The following is a 12,445-nucleotide window of genomic DNA, read 5'->3' on the forward strand; positions in this document are numbered from 1 at the left end:
ACCCTGGCCAATGGCGAGAAGATCACTATCCCAGTCGGTGAAACCACCGCCTCGATCAATGTCACTGCACCAAACGATGCCCTGGTTGGCCATAGCTCCGTCACCAACTCGATCACCGATGTGAGCGGTGGCAACTACGAGAACCTGGTCGCCGATAAGACTCCAGTTAATACCAACGTCACCGATACCGTCGACGACACTGGTTTGAGCTTGAGCGCTACTGGTACGGTCGCCGAAGGTGGCCAAATCACCTACACCGCCACCCTGACCAACGCTGCCGGTACTCCGGTTACCGTGACTCTGTCCAACGGCGCCGTAATCACCATCGAGGCGGGTAAAACCACCGGTACCGTCACCGTTCCGGCTCCTGCCGATGACGTCTATAAAGACGCGGGCAAGGTTGAAGCCACCATTACCAAAGCTGAAGGCGGCAACTTCGAGAACCTGGTCACCAACCCTGCGCCAGCGGTCACTAACGTCACTGACACCATCGACGACTCCACCGTATCGCTGAAGGCGACCCCTTCGGCAGCCGAAGGTGGCCAGATCACCTATACCGTGACCGTCACTGCACCTGTGACTGGTTCGCCTGTGACTGTCACGTTGGCCAATGGCGAGAAGATCACCATTCCAGTGGGTGAAACCACTGCCTCGATCAACGTCACTGCTCCAAACGACGCGCTGGTTGGCCACACATCGGTGACCAACTCCATTACCGATGTGACTGGCGGTAACTACGAGAACCTGGTCGCTGATAAAACACCGGTCAGCACTACCGTGACCGACACCATCGACACCACCAACCTGTCGCTGACAGCTACACCGTCCGTGGCTGAAGGTGGCCAGATCACTTACACCGCGACACTGACCAACGCTGCCGGCACTCCCGTCACCGTGACCCTGAGCAACGGCGCAGTGATCACGATCGGTGCCGGCAAGACCACCGGTACCGTCACTGTTCCGGCTCCGGCCGACGATGTGTACAAGGATGCTGGCAAGGTCGAAGCGACCATCACCAAAGCCGAAGGCGGCAACTTCGAGAAGCTGGTCCCAAGCACCACGCCAGCCGTGACCGATGTCACCGATACCATCGATACCTCCACCGTGACCCTCAAGGCCACATCTTCGGCGGCCGAAGGCGGAACCATCACCTACACCGCCACCGTGACCGCGCCGGTCACCGGTTCGCCGGTGACCGTCACCCTGGCCAACGGTGAGAAAATCACCATCCCGGTTGGCGAAAGCACTGGCTCGGTGAGTATCACTGCCCCGAACGATGCCCTGATCGGCCATAGCTCCGTGACCAACTCGATCACCGACGTCAGCGGCGGCAACTACGAGAAACTCGTAGGGGACAAGACTCCGGTCAATACCACCGTGACCGATACCGTCGACACCACGACCCTCAGCCTCAGCGCTACCGGCACCGTGGCCGAGGGCGGCTCGATCGTCTACACCGCCACCTTGAGCAACGCCGCCGGCACTCCGGTGACCGTGACCCTGAACAACGGCGCCGTCATCACCATCGCCGCGGGCAAGACCACCGGCACCGTGACCGTCGCCGCGCCAGCCGATGACGTGTACATCGACGCCGGCAAGGTCAACGCCAGCATCAGCGGCGCTACCGGTGGCAACTTCGAGAAGCTGGTCACCGATACCACCCCGGCCGTGACCAACGTCACCGATACCATCGACACCACGTCGGTCAGCATCACCGGCAGCGCTTCGGTGGTCGAGGGCCAGACCGCCAGCTACACCGTGAGCCTGACCCACCCGGCGCAAACCGAAGTCACCCTGAAGATCAGCTACAGCGGCACGGCCACCGACGGCTCGGACTTCACCGGCGTCTACACCGTGAAGATCCCGGCCGGCGCCAGCAGCGCCACCTTCAACGTGGCGACCATCGACGACAAGATCACCGAGAGCACGGAAAACTTCGTGGTCAAGATCGACTCGGCCACTGGCGGCAACTTCGAAAAACTGGTGGTCAGCGGCACCAACGGTAGCGTCACCACCTCGATCATCGACAACGACGCGCCGCCGGTCATCGACCTGGATGCCAACAACTCCAGCGGTGCCACCGGCGCCGACTACAAGGTCACCTTCACCGAGGGCACCAGCGGCCCTGGCGTGTCGATCGCCGATACCGACCTGAGCATCACCGATCCGGACAGCACCATGCTCACCGGCGCCACCATCGTGCTGACCAACCGTCAGCCCGGGGACTCGCTGAACCTGGGCAACAGCGTCAACGGCATCACGATCAACGCCAACAGCAAAGACGGTTCGATCACGCTGACCCTGTCGGGCAACGCGACCCTGGCCGACTACATGCAGCAGATCAAGAACATCACTTTCACCAACAACAGTGAAGATCCGAGCACCACGCCACGGACCATCACCGTGACCGTGACCGATGGCAGCAACTACTCCAACGTCGCCACCACCACGGTCAACGTGGTGGCGGTCAACGATGCTCCGGTAGCCACCGGCGGCGCAGTGACCGGTACCGAAGACACCGCGCTGACCCTGACCTGGAACAACTTCGGCGTCAGCGATGTCGACAGCCCGGCGTCCAGCCTCGGCGTGAAGATCACCCAGCTGCCGAGCGACGGCAAGCTGCAGTACCTCGACGGTTCGACCTGGAAGGACGTGGCCAACAACCAGACCTTCAGCAAGGCCGATATCGATGCCGGCAAGCTGCGCTTCACGCCTGATGCCAATGAATCCGGCACCAATGGTTACGGCGGCAACGGCGTGGGCAACCAGCAGGCGGATTACGCGCAGATCAAGTTCCAGCCCACCGACGGCCAGGCCCTGGGCAACACCGGCACGGTGAACATCGACATCACTCCGGTGGCCGATGCACCGAGCCTGGGCGTGGCGAACAACAATGTGAACTCCGTCGGCCTGCTCAAAGAGACCTGGACCAGCCTCAACGGCCTGGGAACCAACGGCAACGGCATTACCGGCGACGCGCTCAAGGCGGTGTTCGACAACTCCGGCAAACCGACCAGCAGCACGACGGTGACCAATGCCCAGTCCGATGGCAGCGTCGCAGGTGGCAGCGGTTCGAAAACTTCCGGACTGATCTACCTCGAGGCCGGCAAGACCTACAGCTTCAGTGGTACCGGCGACGACAGCCTGCTGATCACCATTGGCGGCAAGAACGTGGCCACCGCACTGTGGGGCTCGGGTGGCGGTATCAGCGGCTCGTTCACCCCGACCACCAGCGGCTACTACACCCTGGACATCTACCATGCCAACCAGAGCGGCCCGGGAAGCTACGATGTCAACCTGTCGGTCAATGGCGGTGCGGCAGTCGACCTGAACAGCGCCAACATCCCGATGTATCCCAACGAAACCGCGCTGAACAATGCCGGCGTCACCCTTTCCGAGCTGCATGGCAGCAACGGTGAAGGCTACTACGATGGCTACAAGCTCAATGAAGGTGCCGAAGGTGGCAGCGTCAAGGTGTCGAAGATCACCACCGCCCTGACCGATACCGATGGTTCGGAAACCTTGAGCGTGAAGATCAGCGGGATGCCTGAAGGCTCGGTCCTGAGCGACGGCGCCGGCCACAGCTTCACCGTGACCGCGAGTTCCGGCGAAGCCAACGTCACCGGCTGGAACCTGGGCAGCCTGACGGTCACTCCGCCGCCTTACTACAACGGCACGTTCAACCTCAATGTGACGTCGACCTCCACCGAGTCCCTGGGCGGTTCGGCCAGCACCTCGGCGCAGATCCCGGTCAAGGTCTACCCGGCCGTATACAACCCGGTGGTCGGCACTTCCGGCGACGACACCTTCACCGGCACCGAAGGCAACGACATCGTGGTCGCCGACATCGGTGGCCTGACCGTGGTCCCGGGCACCAACTACAACATCGCCTTCATGGTGGACAGCTCGGGCAGCATGAGCAGCTCGTCCATCGCCGCAGCCAAGGAATCCCTGACCGCGGTGTTCAACACCCTGAAGAACAGCATTGGCGGCGCCGGTTCGGGCACGGTGAACATCTTCCTCGCGGACTTCGACACCCAGGTCAACAAGACGGTGTCGGTGAACCTCAATGACCCGAACGCCCTGAACCAGCTCAAGGCCGTGCTGGACTCTATGAGCTCCGGCGGCGGTACCAACTACGAGGACGTGTTCAAGGCCACGGCCAACTTCTTCCAGAGCAACCAGGCCACCAGCAACACCAATGCCAAGAACCTGACGTACTTCATCACCGACGGCAAGCCGACCTACTACCAGGCCGGCGAGCAAACCAACCCGACGCTCTACAGCGGCGGTCCGAAGCTCGATGACTTGATCAACGTCAACAACTACAAGCTGGGCGACACCATCAATACCACGTACCTGGACAACACCCACGCCTACAGCGTGAGCAGCAACGGTACGCTGACCCTGCAGACCTATATCAATACCGGCTGGGGCGGGGGTTATTGGAGCGCCAGGGAGCTGGGCACCGTGCACGCCCAGGGCGACGGCACCTACGAGCTGTCGTACCGGGACGGTTCCGGCAACAGCACCGACTGGTACACCACCAACAACTCCAATTCCGGCTTCGCGTTGTTGAGCAAGCTGTCGGAAGTGGAGGCCATCGGCCTGAACAACGGGGTCAGCCTCAACGACCTCAAGCCGTACGACACCGATGGCAAGCCGCAGACCAATATCGATCCTAAGGACCTGGCCAACTCGATCATCGGCCATACCGAGGCCACCATGCCGGGTGCGGATACCATCAGCGGCGGCAATGGCAACGACATCCTGTTCGGCGACCTGGTGAGCTTCAACGGTGTGGCCGGCGAGGGCTACCAGGCCATGCAGGCCTATGTGGCCAAGCAGACCGGGGTCGATGTGAGCAAGATCAGCGCCAGCAACGTGCACCAGTACATCACCGAGCACTACACCGAGTTCGATGTATCTGGCAGCCACGACGGCAACGACACGCTGCTGGGCGGCGCCGGCAATGACATTCTCTTCGGCCAGGGCGGCAACGACCTGCTGGACGGCGGCAAGGGCAATGACATCCTGCTGGGCGGCACCGGTAACGACACTCTGATCGGCGGCCAGGGCAACGACATCCTGATCGGCGGTTCGGGAGCCGATACCTTCGTCTGGAAGGCCGGCGACACTGGCAACGACGTGATCAAGGACTTCAAGGCCAGCGAGGGTGACCGGATCGACCTGCGGGACCTGCTGCAGGGCGAAAGCGCCAGCACCATCGACAACTTCCTCAAGATCACCACCGTGGACGGGGTCTCGACCCTGCAGGTCAGCTCCGAAGGCAAGCTCAACGCCGCCGGCGGCCTGGCCAACGCCGACGTGACGATCAAGCTGGAAGGCAACAACTGGTCCAATGCCAGCATCAACTCGTTGATCGCCGGCAGCGATCCGACCATCAAGATCGACCACAACAACAGCTGATCGGCTCCTGGCCACCGCCGTTCGCCAGCGGTGGCCAGGCCCCGGCAGACAGCAAGCGCCGTGACGATTGGCCCGGCACAACGCATACTCGCCTCCTGAGTACCGCGTTGGCCTATGCTGCCGGCGGCTAGACGCTGAGAAAAATGCCTGAGGGATATGCCATGTTCTACGTGCAACGCGATGCACAAGGTCAGCTGATTCGCGTGGAAGCCGCCGCTTACGCCGAAGCCACCGAGACGCTGCCCGCCGACCACCACGAGATCCAGACCTGGTATGCCAACGAGGCGGTGGAAGTCAGCCTGAAGCAACTCAAGCACAGTGACCTGGATATGATCCGGGTGCTGGACGACCTGATCCAGATCCTGACCAGCAAGGGCGTGATCCGCATCACCGACTTGCCGGAAGCGGCTCAGGTCAAGCTGCTGGACCGCAGCAACGCCCGTGAGGCGTTAGGTGGCTTGAGCCGCTTGATCAACGATGATGAAACCGGATTGATCTGAATCCGCCCTACCGGCCTGTCGGCGGGGCGTGATCCGGCTTCTCAGTTCCAGGGTGCAGGTTCGCCGAACAACTGTCCCTGTACTCCGAACAAGCCCATTTCACGGATCACCTGCAGCTCGCCCTGGGTCTCGACCCGCTCGGCGATCAGCGGCAGGTCGATGCTGTGGGCGGCACGCTGGATGGCTTCGATGAACAGGCGCTTGTCGCTTTCCTGGTCGATATCGCGGATGTAGCTGCCGTCGATCTTCAAGTAGGCCAGGCCCAGCCGCGCCAGGTTGCCGATCATGCTGAAGCGACCGCCAAAACGCTGCAGGCTGAGGGAGAAGCCCAGCTCCCGCAGTTGCCGGGTCAATTGCTCCAGGCGGGCCTGGTCCGGCAATTGCTCCTCGCCGATCTCCAGGGTCAGGCGAGGACCCAGGTCGGCGTGCTGGCGCAGAAGATCGAAGACCCGGTTAAGTGCATGCGGATCGGCCAGGGTGGCGGCCGACAGGTTCAACGCCAGGGCCTCGGAATGGCCTGCCAGGTGCCCGAGCACTTGTTCGAGCATCAGCAGGTCCAGGCGCGAGGTCCAGCCGAAACGCTCCAGCCAGGGCAGGAAGCGCCCGGCGGGGATGGTCTGGCCCTGTTCGTCGAGCAACCGCGACAACACCTTGTTGTGCAGTACCAGCGAGGTATCCCGGGCCGCCACCACCGGTTGGAAATACAGCTGGAAGCGCCGCTGCGACAGGGCCTGATCCAGCAGCTTGTGCCAGGCATGGTGATCGTCCCCGACCTGGGCGCTGGCACTCTGGTCAAGACAGGCCCAGCTGGCATCGCCCTGGGCCTCGGCCTGGGCCAGGGCCTGGTCGCCAAGGCTGAGCACCGCCTGCGGCGAGTCGCCATGGGCAAAGGCCGCCAGGCCAATGGATGCGACCGACGCCACATCGGTGGCGCCCGTGGCGTGCAGGTTGCCCAGGGCGCTATCCAGGTTCTGTGCCAGCTGGATGGCTTCCTCACGCACCAGGCCCGGGGCCAGCACCGCGAACTCGCCACCACGGACCCGGGTGACCAGGTTGTGGGTCTCGGGGTACTTGTCGCATTCGCGCAGCAGCTGTTCACCCACCGCCACCAGCAACTGGTCGGTACGCTGGCCGCCCAGGCGCTGGTTCAGTCCGGCCAGATCCTTGACCCGCAACAGCAACAGGTAGCCGGAGCTGGCCTGCTCCGGATTGCTGACCCGGGCATGCAGCTGCATTTCGAAATATCGCCGGTTGGCCAACCCGGTAAGGCTGTCCTGGTAGGATTCGGCGCGCAGTTTTTCGCTGCGCTCGGCCTGCTCCTGGAACAGCGCCTTGAGCTTCTCGACCATCTGGTTCATGGCCTGCACCACCCGGCGCAGCTCGGGGGTCCGCGGCAGCTCCGGCAGGCTGAGGAACTCGCGCCGGGCAATGGCATGGGATTGCTTGACCATGTAGTCCAACGGCCGCAGTTGACGACGTAACAACAGCGCCCCGAGCACCGCGCTCACCGCTCCGCAGATCAGCAGCCAGCCCAGGCTGCCCAGGGCGCTCTGCCACAGCTTGGCCACGGCGAACATCGGGTGGCTGAGCACCTCGACCCGGGCCGCCTGCTCCCAGCCGCGGCTGACGATGGCATCGCCACCGGCCGGCTCCAGGCCGATGAGGCTGACGAACCACTGGGGAACGTTGCCCACCTCGGGAATACCGCTGCGCTCGACGATGGTCTTGTCGGTGGCCAGGTCCACCACCCGGATGCTGGCGTAGTAGCCGCTATCGAAGATGGAGCTGACCATCAGCTCGACCATCGCCGGATCGTCGATGTTCGGCGTCAGCGAAAGGGCCAGGGCGGTGGCCGCATCCTGGGCATGGGAGCGCAGTTGGTTGACGTACTGGGTGCGCGAACTTTCCAGGCTGACCATGAAGCTGCCGCTGAAGGCCACCACCAGGAACACGCAGATTGCGATCAGCAGTTGTTTGAACAAAGACATCTGGGCTCGTGCTCCTAGTTAGTCGTCTCGACCGGGAATCCTTCGGCCTGCATTTTCTTCAGTACATCCTGCCAGCGCGACAGGCGCTTGGTATCACCGACGCGCTTGTTGCCCTTGGCTCCCGGCAGCCACAGCCCTTCGGCATTGAAGGAGTACACCGGCAACAGGTCGGTCCGTTCGCTGGCCGGGCGGATCGAGTCTTCCAGGCTGTCGAGTACCAGCGGCATGGCGTCCGGGGTGGAATAGTAGGTCAGGACCATGTGCGCGCGGTTCTGGCGCAGGGCCTTGACGTAGGTGATGCGCAATTTGTCACTGGAGACCCCAAGGCGGCGCAGGCTGAAGTACTTGGCGATGGCATAGTCCTCGCAGTCGCCGGCGCCCTTCCACAAGGCCTCGATCGGTGTTTCCCAGTAGTCCACCTGGTGCCAGAGGTCGATGTCCTCGACATATCGCATGTTCTTGTTGAAGAACAGGTTGACCACCTTCAGTTGCTCGCGCTCGGCCACCTGCTTTTGGGTCGCCAGCAGGTGCTGCCAGGCGTCGATGCGTTGCTGGCCTTCGCCCAGGGGTCCATAGAGCGCCGTAGCCCGCCGGCTGATCAGGGAGAAGTCCCAGTCGGCGTGCAGGCCGCCCAACAGCATGCCGGCCAGCAGCAATGCCGAGCCGAACCAGCGCAGGGTCCGGGAAAGAGCTAAACGTGCCGCCAATGCGTCGCATCCATGGGAGCTATCGTGAATCGGCTGATGGTGAAGGCTGGCCCGGCAAAAAACAATGGCACCTTGAAATCAGTCACCGGCAGAATGTGCTCCGCAGCGGGCAGCCGTCGCCTGCTGTGCACGAGAGCCTGACGAGCGCGTGCATTGAACAGCATCAGCCACTATTTTAGTGCCCTGTCTCGCCGGGAGAGGAACTGCCGGCCCCCATGCTTAAGGAAAAGCTGTGGATACCGATACCCGACAATGGACCCTGGTGGTCAACTCTGGACAAGCCACGCAGATCCGCCTGATCTGTTTTCCCCAGGCCGGGGCGGCCGCCGAGCAGCTGCGAGTCTGGTCCAGCGGGTTGGCCGACCATATCGAACTGGTGGTGGTGAACTTGCCGGGGCATGGTCCACGGCGCTACGAAGCCCCCTGTGACGACTGGCCGAGCCTGCTGGAGAATACCTTCGCAGCGCTGGCCCCCTGGCTGCAGAAGCCCCATGCATTGTTCGGCCACGGCCTTGGGGCGCTGCTGGCCTATGAGGCCAGCAAATACGCCCAGGTGCGGTTCCCCCAGCAGACCCGTCACCTGTTCGTCTCCGGCTGTCGCAGCCCTGACAGCTTGCCCCGTCGTCCCCTGCTGCATACCCTGCCCGATGCGGCCTTTCGCGAGGCGATCCTGACCCTGGGCGGCAGTCCCCTGGAGATCCCCCGTGGACAGGACGACCTGCAAGCCTATGAGCAATTGCTGCGTACCGGCCTGAAGCTCTTCGAAACCTGGTACGACACCTCCAGCGGCTGCCTCAACGTGCCGCTGACGGCCTTCTACGGAAGCGAGGACCCACTGGCGACCGCCAGCCACATGCTCAATTGGCGAGAGTTCACCACCCGTGAGTTCGAGCTGATCGAGGTGCTGGGCAACCACTTCTTCATCAAGTCCCAACGCCAGCGCCTGCTGCAGGTGATCAATACCCACCTGGGGCTGCTAGGCGAACCCCTGGGCTGAATCCCGGCCATGAAAAAGCCCGCCCTGCCATGAGGCAGGAGCGGGCTTTGGAAAACCCGGGGCGGGCTTCAGATCTTGAAGCTGTCGACCAGTTGCTTCAGGCGGCTGGCCTGTTGCGACAGGGCATCGCAATCCTTCAGCGTTTCGTTGAGGTTGGCGACACCTTGCTGGTTCAGCAGGTTGATCTGGCTGATGTCGATGTTGAGGGCTTCCACCACCGCGGTCTGCTCCTCGGTCGCAGCAGCCACCGACTGGTTCATGCCGTCGATTTCGCCGATGCGCTGGGTCACGCTGATCAGGCGGGCACCGGCCTGGTTGGCCACTTCGACGCTCTCTTCGCTGGAAGCCTGGCTGGCGTTCATGGTCGACACCGCCTCGCGGGAACCGATCTGCAGGGAAGTGATCATCTTGTGGATCTCTTCCGCCGATTCCTGGGTGCGATGCGCCAGGTTGCGCACCTCGTCGGCCACCACGGCAAAACCACGGCCGGCTTCACCGGCGCGGGCCGCTTCAATGGCGGCGTTGAGTGCCAACAGGTTGGTCTGCTGGGAGATGCCCTTGATCACGTCGAGGATGTGCCCGATGTTGTCGGTGCTGGCGTTCAGTGTCTCGATCTGGGTGCAGGACAGGCTGATCTTCTGCGACAGCTCGGTCATCGCCTGGATGGTCTGCTCGACCACCTGGCGCCCGTCGTCGGCCTGATCGCTGGCGCCACTGGCGTGCTCGGAGGCATCGGCAGCGTTACGGGCGATTTCCTGGGTGGCGGCACCCAGTTCGTTGATCGCTGCCGCTACGCTGTTGGTCCGGGCGCTCTGCTCGTCGGAGCCGATGATCGAGGCGTTGGACGAGGTCATTACGCGCTGGGACAGATCGTGGACCTGGCGAGTGGCCGAGGACACTTCGGAGATCGAGGCGTGAATGCGTTCCACGAACTGGTTGAAGGAGCTACCCAGTTCACCGAACTCATCCTTGCTCGCCACCACCAGGCGGCGGGTCAGGTCGCCCTCGCCCTGGGCAATATCCTGCATCGCACGACCCATGGTCACCAGTGGACGCATCAGGACCTGGATCAGCAGGGTCAGCAGCACCGCGATCGTGCCCACTGCGATGAACATTGCAATCAGCGCCGAGGTGCGGAACTGGCTCAGCGGCGCGTAGGCCTTGTCCTTGTCGATGGACAGGCCGATGTACCACTCGGCGTTCGGCAAGCCGGTCACCGGAGTGAAGGAGAGAATGCGCTCCTGTTTGTTCAGGACCACTTCCTGGTTGCCGTTCGCGATCCGTACGTTGGCGCCAGGGTAGATGTCCTTGAGGTTCTTCATCACCTGGTCCTTGTCCGGGCTGACGATCACCTGACCGTCAGCGCTGACCAGGAAGGCATGGCCGAGGCCGCCGAAGTCCACCGAGTTGATGATCTTGACCAGGGTCTCCAGGCTCAGGTCACCACCGACCACGCCCAGCAGCTCGCCCTGTTTCTTCACCGGCATGGCGATGGTCACCACCAGGCCACCGACGGCCGCCATGTAGGGCGGAGTCAACATGGTCTTGTCGGCAGCGACAGCTTGCTTGTACCAGGGACGCTGGCGTGGATCGTAGCCGTCGGGCATCTTCGCGTCGGGACGCTGGGTGAAGGTGCCATTGGCCTGGCCAACGTAGGTGAACTGGAAGTTCGTGGTGAAGGCTGGCTGGTCGACCAGGCCCGGGAAGTCAGCGTTATGCCCCTGGTGAGCAACGTTCTGCGCCAGGTTCTCGAGCACCAGGATCCGTCCGCTCATCCAGTTCTGCACACTGCTGGAAGTGAGCTCGCCGGCTTGCTGGATGGAGGATTCGAGGTTCTGTCGAATGGTAGTGCGTTGCAGGTAGTCGTTGTACAGAGTGAACAACGCAAAAGCCAGAACCACTACGCCAGAGGCGGCCAAAAGGATTTTATGGCTGAACTTGAGATTCATTTCATGGGACTTCTTATGCCGAAAGTGGGGATGCGTACGGAATGCAACATTCCAGGTAACAGCGCAGGCGACATTCTCTGACCGCTCTACTTGGTGCACGCATGTCTCAACACTCTGTCGGCAAGAATCCTCGAACCCTTAGGGAATTATCTGAATTACTCGCCTGAATTATCAGAATCCCGCCGAATGGCACGCTAGAGCAGTCGTGGCTCTTGGGTTGGGAGACTTGTCCACAGGAAGGAGTAGGCATGGCATCGCCTGGAGGAATAGCACCGCGGCCAAGGGCTGTGGATAAGTCGCCGTGAGGTTGCCCCTGCAGGACAGCCTCGAAGTGCAATAGGCGAAACCCGGGGGATATTGATGACCATGCCATGGCTGGGCTGGGCTGGGCCAAGGAGCTGAAGCATGGGCCTGGATGATCGGCTTGCGCATGGCTGGGGTCGGCATTAAGGCTGCGAGGAACACGCCGGGAAAAGGAATGCCCGTGGGCCTTGGCTCGCCCTGGTTTTCTGACTTGGAAAAACAAAACCCCAACTGCTTTCGCAGTTGGGGTTTCGGAATTCAATCTTGACGATGACCTACTCTCACATGGGGAAACCCCACACTACCATCGGCGATGCATCGTTTCACTGCTGAGTTCGGGATGGGATCAGGTGGTTCCAATGCTCTATGGTCGTCAAGAAATTCTATGTCTGATCCGTCTGACCTAGAAGTCAAACGTATCAGCAAAATCAGTAGCTTCTACATAAAGACAAAACCCCAACTGCTTTCGCAATTGGGGTTTCGGAATTTAATCTTGACGATGACCTACTCTCACATGGGGAAACCCCACACTACCATCGGCGATGCATCGTTTCACTGCTGAGTTCGGGAT

General features: G+C 62.0%; 5 protein-coding genes, 2 rRNA genes and 2 pseudogenes. 3 read left to right on the forward strand and 6 right to left on the reverse strand.

The window, feature by feature from the left end; genetic code table 11:
- Window positions 1–5,430 (forward strand): annotated as a pseudogene (locus tag GDH07_RS32105) (LapA family giant adhesin); the annotation flags it as partial.
- A 161-nt stretch (window positions 5,431–5,591) separates the two neighbouring features.
- A complete protein-coding gene (locus GDH07_RS32110) occupies window positions 5,592–5,930 on the forward strand; it encodes a hypothetical protein (RefSeq protein ID WP_022643052.1) in 339 nt (112 codons plus the stop codon).
- A gap of 41 nt (window positions 5,931–5,971) precedes the next feature.
- Here the strand turns inward: GDH07_RS32110 and lapD are convergent, their stop codons facing one another.
- Both lapD and lapG read right to left on the reverse strand, forming a co-directional pair.
- Complete coding sequence (gene lapD / locus GDH07_RS32115) at window positions 5,972–7,918, reverse strand: cyclic di-GMP receptor LapD (RefSeq protein ID WP_152899889.1); 1,947 nt, start codon at window positions 7,916–7,918, stop codon at window positions 5,972–5,974.
- A gap of 14 nt (window positions 7,919–7,932) precedes the next feature.
- The gene (gene lapG / locus GDH07_RS32120; protein WP_031321178.1) at window positions 7,933–8,625 is read right to left on the reverse strand and encodes a cysteine protease LapG; all 693 of its coding nucleotides are present in this window, start codon (window positions 8,623–8,625) and stop codon (window positions 7,933–7,935) included.
- 232 nt (window positions 8,626–8,857) lie between these two features.
- Here lapG and GDH07_RS32125 point away from each other — a divergent pair, with 232 nt between their 5' ends.
- A complete protein-coding gene (locus GDH07_RS32125; protein ID WP_343038404.1) occupies window positions 8,858–9,622 on the forward strand; it encodes a thioesterase II family protein in 765 nt (254 codons plus the stop codon).
- Between the two features lie 68 nt (window positions 9,623–9,690).
- Here GDH07_RS32125 and GDH07_RS33010 read toward each other — a convergent pair whose 3' ends face one another.
- The 4 genes and pseudogenes from GDH07_RS33010 to rrf (GDH07_RS33020) all read right to left on the reverse strand — a co-directional run.
- Window positions 9,691–10,476 (reverse strand): methyl-accepting chemotaxis protein, encoded by a 786-nt coding sequence (locus tag GDH07_RS33010; protein ID WP_371263538.1) that lies wholly within the window; start codon window positions 10,474–10,476, stop codon window positions 9,691–9,693.
- Between the two features lie 69 nt (window positions 10,477–10,545).
- A pseudogene (locus tag GDH07_RS33015) lies at window positions 10,546–11,571 on the reverse strand (HAMP domain-containing protein); the annotation flags it as partial.
- Window positions 11,572–12,136: 565 nt separating this feature from the next.
- Window positions 12,137–12,252 (reverse strand): 5S ribosomal RNA (rrf, locus tag GDH07_RS32135).
- 113 nt (window positions 12,253–12,365) lie between these two features.
- A 5S ribosomal RNA gene (gene rrf / locus GDH07_RS33020) occupies window positions 12,366–12,445 on the reverse strand; the annotation flags it as partial.

The organism is Pseudomonas piscis (assembly GCF_009380155.1).
Taxonomy (GTDB): Bacteria; Pseudomonadota; Gammaproteobacteria; order Pseudomonadales; family Pseudomonadaceae; genus Aquipseudomonas; species Aquipseudomonas piscis.